Source organism: Zunongwangia sp. L-65 (assembly GCF_056859415.1).
Genome location: NZ_JBSXOK010000036.1, coordinates 81,756 through 102,711 on the forward strand (window position 1 = coordinate 81,756; position 20,956 = coordinate 102,711).

General features: G+C 36.8%; 23 protein-coding genes. 9 read left to right on the top strand and 14 right to left on the bottom strand.

Annotated elements, in window-relative coordinates; genetic code table 11:
- Positions 1-5: 5 nt before the first annotated feature.
- The 7 genes from murD to mraZ are packed head-to-tail and all read right to left on the bottom strand — an operon-like array spanning position 6 to position 7,763.
- Positions 6-1,343 carry a UDP-N-acetylmuramoyl-L-alanine--D-glutamate ligase gene (gene murD, locus AC13DP_RS03325; protein ID WP_339811528.1) on the bottom strand — a complete coding sequence of 446 codons (1,338 nt, stop codon included), beginning with the start codon at positions 1,341-1,343 and terminating at the stop codon, positions 6-8.
- A 2-nt stretch (positions 1,344-1,345) separates the two neighbouring features.
- A complete protein-coding gene (mraY, locus tag AC13DP_RS03330; RefSeq protein ID WP_339811526.1) occupies positions 1,346-2,584 on the bottom strand; it encodes a phospho-N-acetylmuramoyl-pentapeptide-transferase in 1,239 nt (412 codons plus the stop codon).
- A gap of 24 nt (positions 2,585-2,608) precedes the next feature.
- Positions 2,609-4,075: a UDP-N-acetylmuramoyl-L-alanyl-D-glutamate--2,6-diaminopimelate ligase gene (locus AC13DP_RS03335; RefSeq protein ID WP_347406553.1), complete on the bottom strand. Its 1,467-nt coding sequence runs from the start codon at positions 4,073-4,075 to the stop codon at positions 2,609-2,611.
- On the bottom strand, positions 4,072-6,063 hold the full coding sequence (locus AC13DP_RS03340) for a penicillin-binding protein (protein ID WP_347406552.1): 1,992 nt from the start codon (positions 6,061-6,063) through the stop codon (positions 4,072-4,074). Before AC13DP_RS03340 ends, AC13DP_RS03335 begins: the two co-directional genes overlap by 4 nt.
- A 9-nt stretch (positions 6,064-6,072) precedes the next feature.
- Entirely contained in the window at positions 6,073-6,390 is a 318-nt protein-coding gene (locus tag AC13DP_RS03345) for an FtsL-like putative cell division protein (protein ID WP_013073204.1), read from the bottom strand.
- 16 nt (positions 6,391-6,406) lie between these two features.
- Complete coding sequence (gene rsmH / locus AC13DP_RS03350) at positions 6,407-7,303, bottom strand: 16S rRNA (cytosine(1402)-N(4))-methyltransferase RsmH (RefSeq protein ID WP_228250467.1); 897 nt, start codon at positions 7,301-7,303, stop codon at positions 6,407-6,409.
- Complete coding sequence (gene mraZ, locus AC13DP_RS03355; RefSeq protein ID WP_041579077.1) at positions 7,290-7,763, bottom strand: division/cell wall cluster transcriptional repressor MraZ; 474 nt, start codon at positions 7,761-7,763, stop codon at positions 7,290-7,292. Before mraZ ends, rsmH begins: the two co-directional genes overlap by 14 nt.
- Before the next feature lie 291 nt (positions 7,764-8,054).
- On the opposite strand from mraZ, the gene AC13DP_RS03360 reads away from it, so the two are divergent.
- Together AC13DP_RS03360 and yihA are read left to right on the top strand one after the other, a co-directional pair.
- A complete protein-coding gene (locus AC13DP_RS03360; protein WP_013073207.1) occupies positions 8,055-8,819 on the top strand; it encodes an alpha/beta fold hydrolase in 765 nt (254 codons plus the stop codon).
- Between the two features lie 10 nt (positions 8,820-8,829).
- Complete coding sequence (gene yihA, locus AC13DP_RS03365; RefSeq protein ID WP_347406551.1) at positions 8,830-9,432, top strand: ribosome biogenesis GTP-binding protein YihA/YsxC; 603 nt, start codon at positions 8,830-8,832, stop codon at positions 9,430-9,432.
- Here the strand turns inward: yihA and AC13DP_RS03370 are convergent, their stop codons facing one another.
- From AC13DP_RS03370 to gldB, 3 genes are read right to left on the bottom strand one after another with little or no spacing between them, the layout of a single operon-like run.
- Complete coding sequence (locus tag AC13DP_RS03370; RefSeq protein WP_228250332.1) at positions 9,433-9,795, bottom strand: GTPase; 363 nt, start codon at positions 9,793-9,795, stop codon at positions 9,433-9,435.
- Positions 9,796-9,798: 3 nt separating this feature from the next.
- Positions 9,799-10,137, bottom strand: a complete 339-nt coding sequence (gldC, locus tag AC13DP_RS03375; RefSeq protein ID WP_013073211.1) for a gliding motility protein GldC — start codon at positions 10,135-10,137, stop codon at positions 9,799-9,801.
- Entirely contained in the window at positions 10,137-11,099 is a 963-nt protein-coding gene (gene gldB / locus AC13DP_RS03380) for a gliding motility lipoprotein GldB (protein WP_013073212.1), read from the bottom strand. Before gldB ends, gldC begins: the two co-directional genes overlap by 1 nt.
- A 109-nt stretch (positions 11,100-11,208) precedes the next feature.
- Between gldB and nadE the strand changes: the two genes are divergently transcribed.
- Positions 11,209-12,000, top strand: a complete 792-nt coding sequence (gene nadE, locus AC13DP_RS03385) for an NAD(+) synthase (RefSeq protein ID WP_347406550.1) — start codon at positions 11,209-11,211, stop codon at positions 11,998-12,000.
- Between the two features lie 99 nt (positions 12,001-12,099).
- Positions 12,100-12,741 carry a response regulator gene (locus AC13DP_RS03390; RefSeq protein ID WP_347406549.1) on the top strand — a complete coding sequence of 214 codons (642 nt, stop codon included), beginning with the start codon at positions 12,100-12,102 and terminating at the stop codon, positions 12,739-12,741.
- Here AC13DP_RS03390 and dnaG read toward each other — a convergent pair.
- The 4 genes from dnaG to AC13DP_RS03410 all read right to left on the bottom strand — a co-directional run bounded on the left by dnaG (position 12,738) and on the right by AC13DP_RS03410 (position 17,375).
- The gene (dnaG, locus tag AC13DP_RS03395; protein WP_228250327.1) at positions 12,738-14,720 is read right to left on the bottom strand and encodes a DNA primase; all 1,983 of its coding nucleotides are present in this window, start codon (positions 14,718-14,720) and stop codon (positions 12,738-12,740) included. The genes AC13DP_RS03390 and dnaG overlap by 4 nt on opposite strands.
- A 97-nt stretch (positions 14,721-14,817) precedes the next feature.
- Positions 14,818-15,903 carry a hypothetical protein gene (locus AC13DP_RS03400; protein WP_228250326.1) on the bottom strand — a complete coding sequence of 362 codons (1,086 nt, stop codon included), beginning with the start codon at positions 15,901-15,903 and terminating at the stop codon, positions 14,818-14,820.
- A 106-nt stretch (positions 15,904-16,009) separates the two neighbouring features.
- Positions 16,010-16,828 (bottom strand): hypothetical protein, encoded by an 819-nt coding sequence (locus AC13DP_RS03405; protein WP_347406548.1) that lies wholly within the window; start codon positions 16,826-16,828, stop codon positions 16,010-16,012.
- A complete protein-coding gene (locus tag AC13DP_RS03410; RefSeq protein WP_347406547.1) occupies positions 16,815-17,375 on the bottom strand; it encodes an RNA polymerase sigma factor in 561 nt (186 codons plus the stop codon). The genes AC13DP_RS03405 and AC13DP_RS03410 overlap by 14 nt, the downstream gene beginning before the upstream one ends.
- A gap of 175 nt (positions 17,376-17,550) precedes the next feature.
- On the opposite strand from AC13DP_RS03410, the gene rluF reads away from it, so the two are divergent.
- The 5 genes from rluF to AC13DP_RS03435 all read left to right on the top strand — a co-directional run bounded on the left by rluF (position 17,551) and on the right by AC13DP_RS03435 (position 20,672).
- Positions 17,551-18,387, top strand: coding sequence for a 23S rRNA pseudouridine(2604) synthase RluF (gene rluF, locus AC13DP_RS03415; RefSeq protein WP_347406546.1), 837 nt, complete (start codon positions 17,551-17,553; stop codon positions 18,385-18,387).
- A gap of 62 nt (positions 18,388-18,449) precedes the next feature.
- Entirely contained in the window at positions 18,450-18,686 is a 237-nt protein-coding gene (locus tag AC13DP_RS03420; RefSeq protein WP_272959710.1) for a DUF7218 family protein, read from the top strand.
- 1 nt (position 18,687) lies between these two features.
- Positions 18,688-19,110: a VOC family protein gene (locus AC13DP_RS03425; RefSeq protein WP_347406545.1), complete on the top strand. Its 423-nt coding sequence runs from the start codon at positions 18,688-18,690 to the stop codon at positions 19,108-19,110.
- Positions 19,111-19,145: 35 nt separating this feature from the next.
- Positions 19,146-20,165, top strand: coding sequence for an AI-2E family transporter (locus AC13DP_RS03430; protein ID WP_347406544.1), 1,020 nt, complete (start codon positions 19,146-19,148; stop codon positions 20,163-20,165).
- A gap of 108 nt (positions 20,166-20,273) precedes the next feature.
- Entirely contained in the window at positions 20,274-20,672 is a 399-nt protein-coding gene (locus tag AC13DP_RS03435; protein ID WP_347406543.1) for a YkvA family protein, read from the top strand.
- The last annotated feature ends 284 nt before the right edge of the window (positions 20,673-20,956 follow it).

Below are 20,956 nucleotides of genomic sequence, written 5' to 3' on the forward strand. Positions count from 1 at the left end.
CTATTCTATAAATTTCTAACCGCTTCTTTAAACTGCCTTCCGCGATCTTCATAATTCTCAAAAAGATCGAAACTTGCACAGGCAGGAGAAAGCAATACCGTATCTCCTTTTTCAGATAGTCTATATGCCATTTTAACCGCTTCACTCATACTTTGGGTTTCTATCAAGGTTTCTACACAATTCCCAAAAGAATTCATGATCTTGGTATTATCTACCCCAAGGCAGATAATTGCTTTTACTTTTTCGTTCACCAGGGGTAAAAGTTCGTCATACACATTCCCTTTATCAACCCCGCCTAAAATCCAAACAGTTTGACCTTCCATACTTTCTAAAGCATAGTAAGTAGCATTTACGTTTGTTGCTTTAGAATCGTTGATATACTGAACATTATTAATTTTAAGTACTTTCTCCAAGCGGTGCTCCACTCCCTGGAAACTCTCCATACTTTCACGGATTGTATTCTTCCTTATTTTTAAAAGCTTTGCCACAGTAGCAGCCGCCATTGCATTTTTTGTATTGTGTTTCCCTTGTAATGTTAAATCTGAAGTAGCCATAGTAAGCTCTGTATTTTCTGTCTTTATAATAATTGTATCGTTTTCTAAATAAGCGCCATTCTCCAGCTTTCTCTCCAGCGAAAATGGCAATAACTGCGCTTCAATTTTGTTGTTTTTTAGCCAGTTTGTGATAACCTCATCATCTGCGTCATAAATAAAATAATCGTCCTTAGTTTGGTTCTTCGTAATCCTGAATTTAGCTTCAATATAATTTTCAAACTTATACTCATATCGATCTAAATGATCTGGAGTAATATTGGTTAATACTGCTATATGTGGCCTAAATTTTTCAATTCCGTCTAACTGAAAGCTACTCAGCTCTAACACATAGTAACCTGCATTAGTTTCGGCCACCTGTTTTGCAAAGCTATCTCCTACATTACCGGCCATTCCCACCTGCAAACCACCATCCTTTAATATATGATGGGTTAATTTTGTGGTCGTTGTTTTCCCATTACTCCCGGTGATCCCCACAATCACAGCACTGGTATATTCGGCAGCAAATTCTATTTCAGAAATTACCGGAATTCCTTTTGCTCTAAGCGCTTTAATCATGGGCACCGTATCTGGAATACCCGGACTTTTCATTACCACATCGGCATCAAAAATCTGCGATTCGGTATGCTTTTCTTCCTCCCAGTCTATTTCAAGATGTTCAAGAACATTTTTATATTTCTCTTTTATTTTTCCTTTATCTGAAAGCCAGATCTTATAGCCTTCTTTTTTAGCCAAAATAGCAGTACCAACACCGCTTTCTCCACCACCAAGTATGACAATCTTCTTCTTCAATGTTATCGAAGTTTAAGTGTCACAATGGTTAGAATAGCCAGGAAAATACCTACTACCCAAAAGCGAACAACAATTTTACTTTCGTGATGTCCTTTCTTTTGGTAATGGTGATGCAAAGGAGACATCAGGAAAATCCTTCGTCCTTCGCCAAATCTTTTTTTGGTGTATTTAAACCAGGCCACCTGAAGCATTACCGATAGATTTTCTACCAGAAAAATTCCGCATAAAATAGGGATCAATAATTCTTTTCTGGTAGCAATAGCCAGTACAGCGATAATTCCACCAATCGTTAAGCTTCCAGTGTCTCCCATAAAAACCTGAGCCGGATAAGTATTATACCATAAGAAACCAACCAAGGCTCCGGCGAATGCCGTAATATATATGGTCATTTCCCCAGAATTTGGGATATACATGATATTCAGGTAATCTGAAAAAATGATATTACCAGAAACCCATGCAAAAATGCCCAATGCCAGTACAATGATTGCGGAAGACCCTGCAGCTAAACCGTCAATTCCATCGGTTAAATTTGCGCCGTTAGACACTGCGGTTACAATAAAAATCACAATCGGAATAAAAATAATCCAGGCGTATTTCGCCAAATCCGGATTTATCCAGGAAATGATCTTAGAGTAGTCGAACTCATTATTTTTTACAAAAGGAATAGTCGTGGTTAGTGTTTTTTCCTCTGGCCCCATTTCAGGTAATTTTTCAGACCCTAACATCATTTCCTGAGAGATTACTTCTTTAGGGTTTGCCTTTTCTTTAACGGTAATACCGTCATTGAAATACATAATGCACCCCACGATCAATCCCAAACCTATCTGCCCGATAATTTTAAATTTACCTGGCAAGCCTTCTTTATCCTTTTTAAACGTCTTTATATAATCATCCAGAAAACCAATGGCTCCCATCCAAAGCGTGGTAATGATTAATAAAATCACGTAAATGTTCTCTAATTTAGCGAGAAGCAACACGGGGATAAGAGTTGAAATAATAATGATAATACCACCCATGGTTGGTGTACCAGCTTTTTCACTCTGCCCCTGTAAACCCAGTTCTCTTACACTTTCTCCAATTTGTTTGGTTTGCAAATAGTTGATAATTCTTTTACCATAGATAGTAGAAATTAACAGTGACAAAAGTATAGCCATTGCCGAGCGGAATGAAAGATATTCAAACAGCTGAGCTCCTGGGAACTGATATTTATCTTCTAAAAATTGAAATAAATAATAAAGCATATTCTAATATTCTGCCTTTTGGCATTACTTTTTTAGCTGTTTTAAAAATTCGCTCACTATCTTATAATCGTCAAACTCATGTTTTTGACCGTTCACTTCCTGATAGGTTTCATGACCTTTCCCTGCGATTAATATGATATCATTGGCTTGTGCCATTTGGCAAGCGGTTTTTATCGCCTGTTTTCTATTGGTTATTGAAACTGTTTTATTAAAATTCTGAGGCTCCACCCCTTTTTCTATCTCTTCAATAATAGCATCTGCATCTTCAGTTCTTGGATTATCACTGGTAAAAATCACTTTGGAACTTAATGCCGAAGCAATATGCCCCATTTTTGGTCTTTTAGTACGATCCCTGTCACCTCCACAGCCTACAACCGTAATCAGTTCTTCATTTTTGGTTCTAATTGCATTAATGGTGTCCAGTACATTTTTTAATGCATCTGGTGTATGCGCATAGTCCACTATTGCCGTAATTTTTTCTTCCGGAGAGATAAAGTACTGGAAACGACCATTCACAGAATGGAGCTCACTGATGAATTTCAGGTTTTCTAAAGTTTCTAATCCTAATAATTCCGCAGCGGCGTAAATCGCCAAAATATTATAAGCATTAAAACTTCCTATTAGTCTTGACCAAACTTCCTGATCGTTGATTTTAAGTAATAATCCGGTAAATTGATTTTCGAGGATTTGTGCTTTATAGTCCGCGTAATTCTTTAACCCGTAGGTATACTGCTTAGCTTTGGTATTTTGAAGCATAACCTCTCCATTCTTATCATCTACATTTGTTAACGCAAATGCTGAAGCCGGTAACTCGTCAAAGAACCGCTTTTTCACATCGCGATATTCCGCAAAACTGGAATGATAGTCTAAATGATCATGACTAAGATTGGTAAAAATCCCGCCGGCAAAGACTAATCCCGTGGTACGATGCTGGTCAATCCCATGAGAACTTACTTCCATGAAGCAATATTCCACACCTTCTTCGTTCATCTCAGCTAAATAATGATTGATGGTTAACGAATCTGGTGTTGTTCTCTCGGCATCATAAAGTGTATCGCCCACCATAACTTTTACTGTAGAAAGTAAGCCTACTTTAAAACCTGCTTTGGTAAATAAATCATACAATAAAGTGGCGATAGTCGTTTTCCCATTGGTACCGGTAACGCCAACCAATTTTAGTTTATCTGAAGGATTTTCATAAAAATTGGCTGCCATATAGGCCAGCGCTTCCTTAGAATTTGCTACCTGTACATAAGTAACGCCATTTACAATATCATTTGGAAGCTTTTCGCAAATAATTACCAAAGCTCCCTGGTTAATGGCTTTTTCTATAAAATCATGTCCGTTGGAAACGCTACCCGTAATTGCTACAAAAACATCATTCATTTCAACTTTTCTCGAATCAAAATGAATATTCTTGATCGCAACTGCGGTATTTCCTACCACAGATTCCATACTTACTTTATATAATATATCCTTAAGTATTATCAACTTAATTTCAGATTTACTTTTTGGTTACTTTTTATTTTTTGTCCAGCGGTGATCGACTGACTTTTAACAATCCCATCACCATTAACCTGCACTTTTAAACCTAGATTCTCTAAAAGCGGAATAGCATCCATTGCCGGCATCCCTTTTACATTGGGCATAAGTACTTTTTCGTTCTGAACCTTGGTATAATATTTTTCAAAATCCTTTTCTACCGCTTCGCTTTCTACTTCTAAAGAAGGAAGCTCATCCATAATTGGCGTATCGGTATAAATTTTTTGCGCTATTCTTTTAAAAACCGGTGCTGCTACGGTGTTCCCGTAATAGCCCTTGCTTCGATTTGGTTTATGTATCACGACAATACAGGAGTATTTTGGATTATCGGCAGGAAAATAACCGGCGAAAGAAGCAATATATCTTCCCGGCTCTATCCAGTATTCGGTTTGGCAGGTACCGGTTTTTCCCGCCATCGAAAAATTTGATGTGTAGATATTAGCGGCTGTACCGCGTTTTACGGTATTTTTCATCATTTCCCGCACTTTCTTTGCCGTCTCTGGAGAACAGATAGCGGGATTCATCACCTCACGCTCCATTTTCACAATGGTTTTATCCCACTCTTTTACTTCTTTTATAAAACGGGGCTTTACCATTTCGCCATCATTGGCTATCGCATTATAAAAAGTTAAGGTTTGTAACGGAGTAACCGCTACACCATAACCAAACGCCATCCAGGGAAGACTTAAACCATTCCATCCCTTATCATCGGGATGTGGAATTCGAGGAGTTCCTTCCCCTTTTATTTCTAAACCAATTTTTCGGGTCACCCCCATATCGTCAAGCCGATCTACAAATTTGCCGGGATTATTTTTATATCCTTCAGAAATCATTTTTGTGAAAGCCGTATTTGAAGAAACCTCGAAAGCTCTTGCCGCAGAAATTTTACCGTAACCTCCATGATGCGAATCCCGCACTGCTCTCCCGTAAAAACGAACAACACCATTTTCTGTATCCACAATCTGGCTGGTATCGATCACTCCATCTTCAAGGGCAGCCACCATCGCCATTAACTTAAATGTAGAACCGGGCTCGTGTGCTTCGTACACCGCATAGTTTCTTTTTTCGTAATATGTCCCTTCGTCTGTACGACCAAGATTGGACATCGCTTTGATCTCGCCGGTTGCGGTTTCCATAACGATCACGGTACCATGCTCAGCTTCAAAATCTTCAAGCTGCTTTAACAAAGCATGATGGGCAATATCCTGAATATTCACATCGATGGTAGAAATTACGTCATAGCCATCTCTAGGTTCCACTTCATTATTATCACTAATAGGTTTCCATTGTCCTTTAGCTATTTTTTGCTTTAAACGATGACCATCCGTCCCTCTTAAATAAGGTCCAAAAGCCCCCTCGAGACCTACTCTTGTAAAATACCCTTCCTCATCCTGACGCTCGTAACCCACGGTACGCTCGGCCATTTTACCCAAAGGATGTTCCCTTACCGTCCGTTGCTCCACAATGAGTCCGCCCTTATAGGCTCCCAAATTAAAAATCGGAAAGGTCTTGATCTTCATATATTCAGAATATCCAAGACCGCGGGTGATTAATACGTATCGTTGATTGTGTGCTCTGGCAGTTCTTAATTTATGTACGTAATAAGAAGAGGTATTTCCCAGCATCTTAGCTAACTCTTTAGAAAGCAGTAGCACATTCTCTTCAAAAACTTTATCTGAAACTGTTACCGCATCAAACCTAATATCATATTTAGGTACTGAAGCTGCTAAAAGGCTTCCATTAGAATCATAAAGATTACCACGGTTTGCAGGAATGGTAAAGTTACGATATACACGTTCTTCAGAAAGCTGCTTATAATGCTCCCCTTCTACAAACTGGATATCCATTAGCTTCACACCAACAGCTATTGCAAAGATGAACATACATCCTGCAACGAAATATAATCTGTTTAATATGCCTTTTTCAGTGGTTGCCATACTGCTTAACTACTCGCTAACTTTTACTCTTAATTTATAAGGTGGATTATCTGAAGGGCCAATACCAATTTTCTTCATTTCACTGGTGACGGTAGATTCCATTTTGATTTTCATCAAATTAGAACGTCCTTCTAAAAATTCACTTCGTAACTCTAAAACCTCTTCATGCAATCGTGCAATTTGATGAACTTTACGCTCGGCGCTATGTGAACTGGCGATCATGATAATGGCCAAAACAGTACAGAATACGATAAAACGCCAGTTTTTAAAGGCGTCTTCATTAATTAAAAAATTGGCTTTAAGAATATTGTAAAAACCCTTTTTCATAAATCATTACCGGTTTTTATAGCTTCTTCGCTATTCTTAATTTCGCACTTCGTGCTCTGTTATTTTCACTAATTTCTTGTTTTGAAGGCACAATTAACCCTCCTACTTTTTTAAAAGGCACTGAAATGTTTCCGTAGAAATCTTTTTCTGGCTCTCCTTCAAAAAGTCCGCTTCTTATATATCTTTTTACCAAACGATCTTCTAAAGAGTGGTATGAGATCAAACTAATTCTCCCATTTTTCTCCACTATGTCTTCCGTTTGAAGTAAAAATTCTTTTAGCACTTCTATCTCCTGATTTACCTCTATACGAATCGCCTGATAGATCTGTGCTAAAATTTTATTTTCTTTTCCTTTAAATAAATGAGGCTTTAAAAGTTCATTTAAATCCTCGCTATTTTCAATGGGTTTGTTTTTACGTTCACTAACAATAATCCTTGCTAGTTTTGGAGCATTTTTTAAATCAGCATATTGATAAAACAAGCTTTTTAATTGCTCTTCGTCATATTCATTAATAACCTGATAAGCGCTAAGCGAATTGCTTTGGTCCATACGCATATCCAACTTTGCATTAAAGCGCGTCGAAAAACCACGTTCAGCTTCATTAAACTGATGAGAGGAAACTCCAAAATCACCTAAAATCCCGTCTACTTTTTTTACACCGTAAAACCTCAAAAATCGCTTTAGAAACCTAAAGTTCTCATTGATGAGTGTAAAACGGGGATCCTCTATTTTGTTTTGCAAAGCATCGGTATCCTGATCGAAAGCAAAAAGCTTCCCATGCTCGCCAAGCCTTTTTAAAATTTCCCTGGAGTGACCACCGCCACCAAAAGTGACATCTACATACACGCCATCGGGTTTGATATTCAAACCGTCTACAGACTCTTTTAATAATACCGGATTATGATACTCCATCAACATCGAAATCGTCGTTTCCCATTACCTCTTCTGCCAAATCTGCAAAATCATCACTTGCAGCCTCGATTGCTTCTTCGTACTTATCTTTATCCCAAATTTCTACAATATTAATTGCCGATGACAATACGATTTCTTTCGTAATACCGGCAAAACCAATAAGGTCTTTTGGAATAAGCAACCTGCCATTCCCATCTACCTCTACGGTTTTTACGCCAGCTGTGAACCGTCGGATAAAGTCGTTGTTTTTCTTTTTAAAGCGATTAAGTTTGTTCATTCGTTGCATCAGTTTATTCCACTCTTCCATGGGATACAACTCTAAACAATGCTGAAAGACAGCTCTTTTAATCACAAAACCTTCTTGAAGCATAGGCATAAGTTGTTTCTTAAGGGCTGAAGGCACCATTAGCCTACCCTTAGTGTCCACTTTACACTCATATGTTCCAATAAGATTTACCACAAATTTGCTTTACAAAGTCAAATATATTGAAAATATTACCACTTTTTACCACATCTTACCACTTTGTTGATAAGTTTTCACAGCGTATTTCACTGAAACACTATTAAATAGCGCTATTCTCTTCGGTTCCAAGAGTTTATTTTATCCGCTTAAATTTGTGTTAAAATTCCCACTTCTTAATTGCTTTAATAAATATTATCTAAAAGCGGGAATCACTTTGCTATTACGTAAAAATGATTATACTTGTAATGAAATCGCTATATTTGCGATTGCTAACCGCAAAGGGTATCAATGAAAAATAATTTAAGGAAAGAGGGAAAATTCACATATTTAGAGATAGGCGAAGGAACTCCGATAGTTATTTTACACGGACTTATGGGCGGCCTTAGTAATTTTGACGGAGTGGTAGATTATTTCCCTTCTAAAGGATACAAAGTTTTAATCCCAGAACTTCCGCTTTATTCTATGTCCCTTCTTAAAACAAGTGTTGGAACTTTCGCAAAATATTTAAAGGAGTTTGTAGATTTTAAGGATTTAAACAAAGTTATTCTGTTAGGAAATTCCCTGGGTGGGCATATCGCTCTTTTAACCACTAAACTTTATCCTGAAATTGTAAAAGGTCTTGTAATTACTGGAAGCTCTGGTCTTTACGAAAATGCCATGGGCGAAAGTTATCCACGTCGTGGTGATTACGATTTCATTAAGAAGAAGGCTCAAAATGTATTTTACGATCCTGCTGTGGCAACCAAAGAAATTGTAGATGATGTTTACGAAACTGTGAGCGATCGCAATAAACTGGTAAAAACACTGGCTATTGCTAAAAGTGCTATTAGGCATAATATGGCAAAAGATTTACCAAAAATGACAACACCTACCTGCATTATCTGGGGAAAAAACGATAATGTTACCCCACCGGAAGTTGCGGAAGATTTTCATAGACTATTACCAGACTCTGATCTGTATTGGGTAGATAAATGTGGACATGCCGCTATGATGGAACACCCAGATCTTTTTAACGAGTTATTATGTGACTGGTTAACGAAAAGAAATTTCTAAAAATTAAATCATGAAGATTAACACTGCTGAATTTGTAGTTAGCAACTCGAAAGTTGCTAAGTGCCCCAACAGCCCATTACCGGAATATGCTTTTATTGGCCGTAGTAATGTGGGGAAATCTTCATTAATCAATATGCTTACCGGCCGGAAGAATCTGGCAAAAACCTCAGCAAAACCTGGGAAAACTCAGCTTATCAATCATTTTTTGATCAATAAAAACTGGCACCTCGTTGATCTACCGGGGTATGGGTATGCAAAAGTTTCTAAATCTGCGAAAAAGGTTTTTCAGAAATTTATCACTAATTATTTCGAAGAACGCAAACAACTGGTTTGCGCTTTTGTATTGATTGACAGTCGCCATAAACCACAACCAATAGATATTGAATTCATGCAATGGCTAGGCGAACACGCGATCCCGTTTTGTATGATTTTCACCAAAGCCGATAAGCTAAAGCCTAAAGAACTTGAAAAAAATATCCTTAATTATCAGGAAGAAATGCTTCAGGTTTGGGAACAAATGCCACACTTTTTTGTAACCTCGTCTACCGCTAAAACAGGTAGCGACGACATTCTGGAATTTATTGAAAACCTGAATAATGAGGTTACCGAGTAATCACAATCGATCCTGCATCATTTCGATAAGTTCTTCTACGGAAGAAATTTTAGCAAATTCTTTCGCAGAAATTAAAACCTCTAGTTCCTCATTTTCCGCAAAAAGTATTACTGGGAATTCAAATCTTAGTAAATATTTTGAAGCAAAAGTTTTAAGAAACTCATCCTTGTGATAAAACTCCATATCGATATTCGATGATATTCGATAGTTTTTCCAGACCTTACTTTCACCGGCCAGGCCATGAGTTACCGCACAAAGCTTACAGGAATAAGTATCTGGATTTAGCACTTTACGAGCAGTATCTAAAACCGAATTCCATATACCTGAATTTGCATTGTAAACAAAGATGAGTTTCTTATTCAAAATTTATTTTTTGGCGATATCTAATTTCTCAGCGAAATAGTCACAAAAATCGCCCATAGTATCAGCCATTTTATCATCCTGAGTTGCTCGATAGTAGGTTTCCTTCATAGAAACTAAAGTTTGATGAAAGAATTTTTTCATTTCATCTACCGGCATTTCTTTTGTCCAAAGGTCGATTCTTAAAGTTTCCTGAGACTTGCTATCCCAAACAGAAAGCATTAAAGCTTTTGCTTCTTCTTTATAAATATTTCCATCTTCGGCACTCCAATAAATTTCTTCAGGAACCTTATTTTCATCGGTTACCACTTCAATATTTATATCAGATTTTTTAAAAGCTGCCATTATTTCTTTGGTTTATAGTTTGCGTTATTAAAAATTGTTTCGGCATCGGCCTGTAGCATTTGTTCGATAGAAACCTCATTTCTACCCATATACGATTTCACCATCTGCCAGCCAATATACTGTCCCAGTCTGTCGGGAGTTTCGGCATCTAATGACAAATAAAATTTAGAAAATGGTGCGGGATATAAAAACCGGGGAGCTAAATTAGAATCGGTATCAAAAATAAGCTCATTATCCACAAAATATCGCCAGATCATTTCTTCATTTGCTTCGGCAAATTGCCACTGTTCTTTTGTATATCCAATTTTTCGCCAATTTGATAACTTAGGAAGCCATATATCTTTAAGATAAAGTAATTTTCCATAGTAGATCATATTCGCTAAAAAAGTCCTTGATTTTGCACGCGGCACATATTTTTCAGCTATACTATTGGCTGCATCCGGCACAATTTGGTCTTTGGTAAAGTTCCGTTTAAAATATTCTACAATCCCAATATAAAATTTGTGATCTTCACCCAGATAGGTATCCAACGAAACAAAAAGATAATCTCCGGTATAAATTGTTTTATTTTTATAATCAACCTCTGAAGTTACCGTAATCACATCAGGCACTTCAAAATCTGGAAAGTAAAATTTTATATGCTGAAAAAGAGCATAAAACTCATCTTCAGATTCACTAAAATCGGGATATTTTTTTTCGACTTCCCTGTTAATCTCAAGTTGAATGGTATCTTTCATTTTATGAATCCATACGCTATCAGGAAACTGTTCTGGAAACAGGTAGGGAAATTCTTCTTTTAACCGCGGCAGTTGCTTTGGCGAAGCTTCAGCAAAAAGCTTATCGAATCTTATAGTTTTAAAATCTACGTTTACTTTCGCTATTTCCTCCTCTCGTTTTGATGCAGAATTGCACGAAATCAGGCTAAGAAATAAAAAAAAGGCAAATAAAATTCTCTTCATCATAAGCTTTTATCAAAAATCACGGGTTTTAGCTTTTGCCCTTTTATTAGTAATGTTTAAGTATTAGATTTGTGTGCAAAGGTATTATTTACAAACTAATTCACCCAAAATTATGCAAACCACAAAAGTAATCGATCACATTGTAAACTGGTTAAAAGACTATGCTAAAAACGCCAAAATGAACGGATTTGTTGTTGGTGTTAGTGGCGGAATAGATTCGGCTGTGACTTCGACACTTTGTGCAAAAACGGGAATGAACGTTTTAGTACTGGAAATGCCTATCCATCAGGATCCTTCGCATGTTAGCCGCGCCCAAAAACATATCGCCTCTCTAAAAGAGCGATTTTCTAACGTAAGCAGTGAGCGTGTAGACCTTACACCGGTTTTCGATAATTTTAGAGACGCTTTGCCCAACGTTGAAGAATCGGCCAATGTAGATCTGAGTCTAGCAAATTCAAGAGCCCGCTTAAGAATGACCACCTTATACTATTTTGCCGGGTTACACAAATACCTAGTTGGTGGCACAGGCAATAAGGTAGAAGATTTTGGGGTTGGCTTTTACACTAAATACGGTGATGGTGGTGTGGATCTTAGCCCAATTGCCGATCTCATGAAAAGTGAAGTATACGCTCTGGGAAAAGAGTTACATGTTATCGAAGATATTATGCTTGCTGCGCCTAGCGACGGTCTATTTGGTGATAGCCGTAGTGACGAAATGCAACTGGGTGCCAGTTATGATGAGTTGGAATGGGCAATGAAAATGCAGGATTCTGGAAAAACCAAAGAAGATTTTAAAGGGAGAGCGCAAGAAGTTTACGCTACCTATATCCGCTTAAATACAGCAAATTCCCATAAAATGAATCCAATCCCGGTATGCGAAATACCTGTTCATCTTAAAAACTAAGCGCTTTATCGAAATTGCGATGAATACAGGCGGTTTATTGGCATTATCTCTTAATTTTAGGTTAAAGTATTACTTTAAACAAAGCATAACCATCCCTAAATGAGTACTGTTTTAATCGCGGATCAACATCCTGTAATTGCTGAAAGTATTAAATATATCCTGGAAACCAACGATTTTATAAACGTTATTGGCCAGGTTCTTACCGGCAAAGAATTATTTAAATATCTTGAAAACAGGGCGCCCGATGTATTAATGATCGAGATTGATCTGCCGCAATTGAATGGGATCCATGCGCTACGGCAAATAAAGCAACAATATCCTCATATTAAAATCCTGGTATTTAGTTGTCACCCTGAAGAAATGTACGCACTAAGTGCCATTAAAGCGGGCGCTGCCGGATATATTTCGAAAACAAACCCGGCAGATATTGTGCATAAAGCAATAAAGCAGGTGACCCGTGGCGGAATTTACTTAAACGAAGAAATCACCCAAAAGTTAAATAGCGGCATTTCTAACGGACAAAATCAGATTTCCAGATTTAAGAAGCTTTCTTCCCGGGAGACCGAGGTTTTAAATCTTCTTAGTAGCGGCAAACGAAACAAAGATATCGCTGAAGCACTTAGTATTAATGAAAAAACGGTAAGCACTTATAAAGCAAGATTGCTAAAAAAATTAGATGCCGATAGCGTTGCAGAGCTTATTACTCAATCCCGACTATTACAAATAAACCCGGTTGTTTAACTGGTTACCCTGTTTAGTTTTTCTTCGATAGTTTTACGAAGCTGAATATAATCCATAATTTCTTCCAGCTTTTCTGAATTATCAACCTCAGCATTCAGCTCGGTAATCGAACTTTGCAGTTCTTTTATTTTACTCATTAATAAATGACGCCTAAAATTCAGTATGGTTTCCGAAACCAAACGATCGATTTGCTCATTTTTAGATTTTACAGGAATATCCTGACGCATCCAGTCACTTAGCTGATATTGCTCCTCGGCCATTAAAATATCGGTAACAATAGCCGATTTTTCTGGTGGGATTTCACTAACAAACTTCTCGATAATCAGCTTCTCCTCGCGGTTATAATATTCGATCAAATGCTCATAAATCGCTCTAAAATCAGGATTAGCTAAAGCCACCTCATCTTCCTGTAAGTCTAAATAGATCTTTCGCGATACCTTTCGTTCTACATGGGCGCTTTTTAAAACCGGCTCTCCAGATTCATCGGCTTCCAGAAACATTTCTTCGAATTCCCGTTTTTCATTCCCATAGAGTAATAACGCGCTTACAATACCTCTTTCCAATACATGTAATTCATCTACCCGCCTTATGGTTTGTTGCTCTTGGTTTGGTTGATTATCCCTTACAACCTTAAAGCTCTTTTGGTCTTTTTTCGCCGCTCTCTTTTGATCTTGTTCTCCTTTTTTAGTGAGCTGTGCCAAGGTCGAAAACAATACATCTTCTGAAATGTCCATAATCCTTGAACATTCCTGGAGATACACTTCCTGCTGGATAGTATCAGGAATTTTAGCAATACTACTTACCATATCACGAATAAGAGCTGCCTTTTTCACCGGATCGTTCTTCGCATCTTTCATTAATAAAGATGCCTTAAAACTTATAAAATCGGTTGCATTTTCTGCCAAAAATTCCTTAAGCTGGTCTTCTGAATTTTGTCGGGCAAAACTATCGGGATCCTCACCTTCGGGAAAGGTACAAACTTTCACATTCATCCCCTGCTCCAGGATCAAATCGATACCGCGTAATGAAGCTCTTATTCCTGCGGCATCACCATCAAAAAGTACGGTGATATTTTTGGTCAAACGACTTATTAACCGAATTTGCTCGGTGGTCAACGCAGTTCCTGAAGAAGACACCACATTCTCTACCCCGCTTTGATGAAACTGGATCACATCAGTATATCCTTCTACCAGGTAGCAATTATCTTCTTTTGCAATGGCCTGTTTGGCATACGAAATTCCGTAGAGAACCTTACTTTTATGATAAATCTCACTTTCTGGTGAGTTTAGGTATTTTGCTGCTTTTTTATCTGAAGTTAAAATTCGGCCTCCAAAGCCCAAAACCCTGCCAGACATCGAATGAATGGGAAACATCACTCTGCCTTTAAAACGATCGAATTGCCTTTCCCCTTTTACGATAGACAAGCCAGTTTTCTCCAGATAATCGAGCTTATAACCTTCAGCCAAAGCTTCTTTGGTAAAGGCATCCCAATCGTCTAAACAATAGCCAAGCTCAAATTTTTTAATGGTTTCATTGGTAAAACCACGTTCTTTAAAATAACTAAGTCCGATCGCCTGACCGGCATCGGTTTTATGAAGGATCTTCTGAAAATATTTATTGGCAAATTCAGAAACCAGATACATACTTTCACGCTCATTGGCCTGCTCTTTTTGCTCGTCGGTTTGCTGCGTTTCCTCAATTTCGATCCCGTATTTTTTTGCCAGGTATTTAATAGCTTCTGGATAGGTATAATGTTCATGCTCCATTAAAAAAGCCACAACATTACCTCCTTTTCCACTAGAAAAATCTTTCCAAATCTGCTTTACCGGCGATACCATAAAACTAGGTGTACGCTCATCGGTAAACGGACTCAATCCTTTAAAATTTGTGCCCGACTTTTTAAGCTGAACAAAATCCTGAATCACCTCCTCTACCCGGGCGGTTTCGAAAACACTGTCTATGGTACTTTTAGAAATCAAATTTGGATAATTTTTGAAGGTTTTCTTATTTTCAGAAAATAGAAAAGACCTCATCGCATAAGCAACAAGGTCTGCAAAAATACAAATTATATAGTGACTAGTCTACATCAAATCTTAAGCCTAAAGAGAAATTATTAAGCTCTGTATTTGGACTGGAAAATATTGGATTTAAATCGTATTTAGCATAAAGTGCTGTACCTCCAAAACTTAAGTAACCGCTTAAGCCATATACAAGATCATTAGTATTAAAACTGCTTTTATCCTTTTTCTTCTGGTCGTCACCATCATTAAATTTTAGTTTTTGGCGTTCACCAATATTGAATCCACCATATCCCCCAAAGCCAATTTTGAATTTACCCTCAGTAGAATATTTACGATAACCATTGGCTTCTCCTCTTGAGGAAGGCCCGATTTCGAAATGAATAGGCATTACAAGATTATCCATTCTAAATTTTGATTTATCTAAATCGTATTCAAATTCTTCTAATCTTGTGATGTCTCCATCTTGTACAAAGTAGCGATTATCTGTAGGTTTTAATCCGTTTAACTGGAAAGAAAATCCATACTTTACTCTTAACCAATTTGAGTTTTCAAAAACTCTGGTAGTCCAAGCCAGACCAATTTCAAAAAATCGACTTCCTGCTAATTTAAAATCCGAGTCATTTATTGATTGTCCATCCTCCAATGCATTATTAAAACCAAAGGCTAATACTAAATCACTTTTAGTTCTTTTAGTATCTGGATCTTGTAATTCTGTATCATTTATTCGTTTTTTTATATTTAAATCGGCTATTTTTCCATTTTCAGCAAATTCCATTGTCATTAAATAACTACCGTGATATGATGTTGTATCTTCCTGCTCTCTTAGTAAAAGTTCAGCGTTATTTTCTGCAATAGCGATTCGATTTTTAATATTTTCTGCTGCACGCTTTGCTGCTTTTTTCTTTTTTTCTTCGCCTTCTTCTTTAGACAGCTTTCCTTCTCTAACTAAATTATCAATATATCTTATCTCTTTCTCTAAATTATGCTTCTCTTCTTTTGTTGCATTTTCAATGGCTTCTTTTCGGGTTTTTTCTATATTCTCAATTTTCTCTTGTTCTGTGATTTTTTGTTTTTGTGCGTTAACTGTATTAATTGTAAATACCGATAATAAAAAGGCAACATAAATGATAATTGTTTTCATAATAAGTATTAGTTTTTAGTGTCTTGGAGCAACTGCTCTAAAACCGATTGATAAATGACCCTTTTAGGGTGATGATTAGTATATAAAAGCTTTAAAATTCAGGTTTTTAATCGAGTGCAACAGCATTTTTAGCTTTGCTGTACCCCTCTTTAAGTAGATCGAATATCTTATTTCTAAAAGATTGTTCTATTTCCTTTTCGGCTTCAGCTAGTAGGGCTTCTGCACTATATTGATTGCTATATTCTTTTTGATAATTCTCTTGCAAATCGCTTGCCGCAGCCAGCAACAAGGCATTAACCTCAGCATCAGTAATAGAATCTTCGGCATTTGTTTCCAGAGAGCGCAGTACTTCTTCAATTTTATGCTGAATTAAACTCTCATTCTGTGCGATATAATCTTTTTCGGTTTCCGTAGGATTTATAAAATTAGGGTTGATTTTATCGATTTTCGCCATTGATTTTTCAGATGCTTCTGTATTCGCTTCCTTTACCTCTACTTCCGCCAATCCTGTTTTATTATGTACCGAAATACCTTTTTTAAGCTGATTTTGGATAATTTCAGGCTTATTTTTTTCAGTTTCTCTTTTAATTTCTTCCGCAGTAATAGCCGAACTATTTTCTTTTTCTTCGGAAGGAATTCCTGAATTCTCTACTGGTTTAAGGATTTCTTCTGAAGTTTTTTCATTAGGTGTATTTACAATTTGTTCTTCTATGGTTCCATTTTCAGACTTCAGCATAAAACCACCTACCGCAATGGCAATTACAAGCAAAGCTGCAATCCCTAACCACCATTTTTTATTCGATTTTTGCCGATTTTCGTTTTCGTCTAATCTCGCACTAAGCTTCTCCCAACTTGCTGCGGACGCAGAAATACGACGCTCTTCCAACTGCTCCTTTATATGCTCTTCAAATTTAATTGGCGCCATAACCTGTTTCTTTATTCGTTAATTTTTCCTGTAATAATTTTCTCGCTTTAAAAAGCTGAGATTTAGAAGTTCCTTCACTAATATTTAGCATTTTAGAAATTTCCTGGTGCTTATAACCTTCTACCGCATACAACACAAACACCATTTTATAACCTTCAGGCAACTCGTCGATGAGCTGCTGTATGTGCGCTACGCTTAATTGCTCGTCGATGTTATTAGAACTTTCTGTATAATTACTAAATTCATCTTCCTGAAATTCGAGATTCTTTTTCTTCCGAAGAAAACTTATCGCTTCCCTAATCATAATCCTGCGAACCCAACCTTCAAAACTTCCCTCAAACTTAAAATCCTTTAAATGGGTAAAGACTTTAAAAAAGGCGCTTAACATCACATCTTCGGCATCGTGTAAATCTCTAATATACTGCCGGCAAACGCTAAGCATTTTCCCCGAATGAATCTCATACAGCTTTTGTTGCGCTTCGCGATTGTTTTGCGCAGCACGTTTTATAAGCTGAGATTCGTTTTTAAAGAGTTGAATTACTTTCACCTGATGATTTTAATAATTGGTGTTTTTTGTTGATCGCTATCTTATCAAAAGACCTTCTATTTACATAGACGCAGAAAAGTTACAAAAGGTTGCCTGGGTTTTAATTTTTTTTGAAAGTTTTTAAATATGGGCATCAATTCTTAATCTTGTATCTTTGCGAAACACTTGTTTTATAATGGCTGAAGAGAATTTAACCCGAATAAATAAATTTTTAAGTGAAGCTGGATATTGCTCCAGAAGAGCTGCAGATAAACTTATCGACCAGGGTCGCGTAACCATAAATGGGCTCGTTCCAGAAATGGGTACAAAGATCGCTCCCGGAGACGAAGTTAAAGTGGATGGTGAATTAATTGCCACAGAAGAAAAAGAGAAGCCAAATGTGTATATCGCATTTAATAAACCTATAGGGATTGTTTGTACAACCGATACAAAACGGGAGAAAAACAATATTATCGATTATATTAATTATCCTGAACGTATTTTCCCTATTGGTCGTTTAGATAAGCCCAGTGAAGGCTTGATTTTTTTAACTAGTGATGGCGATATCGTCAATAAAATTTTACGTGCCCGTAACAACCACGAAAAGGAATATATTGTAAAGGTGAATAAACCTCTTCAGCCAGACTTCGTAAAAAAAATGAGCAAGGGTATACCCATTTTGGACACGGTGACCAGAGAATGTTTTGTAGAGCAAACCGGTGAAAACGAGTTCAGAATAATCTTAACGCAAGGGCTTAACCGCCAAATTAGGCGCATGTGCGAATATTTAGGCTATGCAGTAACCAAACTTAAGCGTATTAGGATTATGAATGTTCCTTTAGATATTCCTGTTGGAAAATGGCGCCATATCACCAAGGCAGAACTTAAGGAAATCGACCGTTTAGTAAATACTTCTTCTAAAACCGAGGAAGCTTCGCAGCTTTCCGAAAACAATGACAATAAAATAGCGAAACCAAAAGGAATTAAACCTAAAACTCCAAATAAGCACAAAAGACCTCGCAAAAAATCTTAACAGAGAATTAGCGAAAAACCTGATTTGAATCGCGTTTATCTTCCTATTTTTAATAGAAAAATATGGCGAAACGTGTAAAAAATCAGGAACAGTACGAAGCCTTAAGGGATCAGGGGTACAGTAAAGAAAAGTCGGCCAGAATTGCTAATACTGAAAATTCTGGAGAAAAAGGTGGCGCAGCTGAGAAATATGAAGACCGTACTAAAGAAGATCTATACCAACAGGCTAAAAAAGTAGGTATAGAAGGACGCTCTAAAATGACGAAAAACGAACTGATAAAAGCATTAAGAAATAACTAATATGAAAGTACAACCATTTCATCTGGCCATACCTGTTTATGATTTAAAATCCTGTAGAAAATTTTATGGGGAAACTTTAGGCTGTGGTGAAGGCCGTAGCAGTGATCACTGGGTAGATTTTAATTTTTTTGGACATCAGCTCGTTATACATTATAAACCAAAAGAAGAAATTGCCGGAGAACATAGTAATCCAGTAGATGGCAAAGAGGTACCTGTACCACATTTTGGGGTGGTATTAGAATGGAAGGTATTTCAAGAATTTTCGAAATTATTAGCCTCTAAAAATATCGATTTTATAATCGAACCTTATGTTAGGTTTGAAGGACAGGTGGGTGAGCAAGCCACTATGTTTTTTAAAGATCCCTGCGGGAATGCACTTGAATTTAAATCTTTTAAAAACATGGATCAGCTTTTCGCAAGCTAACCTAGAAAAACAACAACTACTAATCAAATCTATATATGAATAAATTAAGACCAGCTCTGGTACGGCAGATTTTTGTCTTATTGCTTATTCTTTTTTTAGGAATTTTAATCTTCCGTGAACTGGTTCCCTATTTAACCGGGATATTAGGAGCTATAACGCTATACGTGTTAATGGCCAGTTGGATGCAAAAACTACTTAAAAAAGGTTGGAAGCCATCTGTTGCTGCCGGCGTACTCATGTTTGGTTCGTTTATAGGTATACTTATTCCTGTAAGCGGAATTATTATCATGCTTACTTCAAAAATTGGAAAAGCAGTGAATAATTCTGAAATGGTGGTTTCGGCAATAAAAAAACAGTTACAGCATCTGGAAGAATATGTAGGTTACGACATCACTGGCGCGATAGATACCTCTGCAATATCTGGCTGGGTATCAGAAAAACTCCAGAATTTGGCAGGAGGAACTTTTAATGTGTTTGTGGCAGTAGGTTTAATGTATTTTATGCTCTATTTTATGCTGATAAACCGGGAGAAAATGAAGACGGCACTTATAGACTATATTCCTCTTGGAAAAGCAAATTTAAGTACTATCGCTAAAGAGAGTAATTTACTGGTAAAATCTAATGCTCTTGGGATTCCTTTAGTAGCCTTTGTACAAGGTTTAATTGCACTTATTGGATATCTTGTTTTAGGGGTTCCAGATCCGTTCTTTTGGTTTGGTATCACCGCAATTGGCTCTATGATTCCTTTTATTGGCACGGCCATAGGTATTGCCCCAACCACCATACTTTTATTTGCCGATGGACAAAACTGGCAAGGTGTGGCCCTTCTTATCTATGGTATTGTAGTAGTAGGATCTACAGATAATTTAATTAGAATAATGGTTTTAGATCGATTGGCCAAAGTACACACCTTAATAACGTTGGTGGGAGTGATTGTAGGAGTGCAAATATTTGGCTTTATAGGATTAATATTTGGTCCTTTACTGGTGTCGTTATTTTTACTAATTCTGAAGATCTATAAAAAAGAGTATGGTAACGAAAATGATCGATTATAAATCAAGAACCACCAAATAGAGCTGTTTCTAACAACACGAAATTTAAAAAAAGACCTGGAAATTAACCCCTTTATAAAAAATTAAAACTAACCTATAACAACTAAAAATATGTTCAGCAAAAAGAAAAAAGAAGTTAACGAAGAGTACTTTAAAGAAGGAGTGGTAAGTGTTGACGAAGGCGATGTAGAACTTGCTGCTGAATCGCAGGAAGAAGTAGCTGATAAGATCATCAATTCTGGTATGCTTAAAAAATATACCGAAATTGGTAAATTAATGTATGCGATGCTTAACGATTATAGAAAAGGAATTTATAAAGACATCCCATGGTTTACCATTGCGGCGATAGCCTTTTCTTTTTTATATATTCTAAACCCTTTAGATGTTGTTCCGGATTTTATCCCGGGATTAGGATACATTGATGATTTTGCTATCATAACCTTTGCTATTCGGTTTATAGAATCCGATATTCATAGATATTTAGATTATAAACTGGAAGAAACTAAATAGTTAAAAAAGTTTAGTAGATAAAAAAAGCCCGCAATTTGCCAGTCATGGTCCGAAGATTATTCTTCCGACTTTTTTGTTATAAAGACTTTTTTCTTAATTATAATACCGAAGGAAATATATGAATAACCTACTGGTTATCAGATAAATAACTTGCTTTTATTCTTTGTTTTTTGTATCTTTAATATTGATAATCAGTCTTATATGTCAGTTTTTAAAGATCATAAGGTAACTGTAAATGAGTTACTTCAAGTTATACCTGAAGCCCTGTTATCCCAACTAGCTAC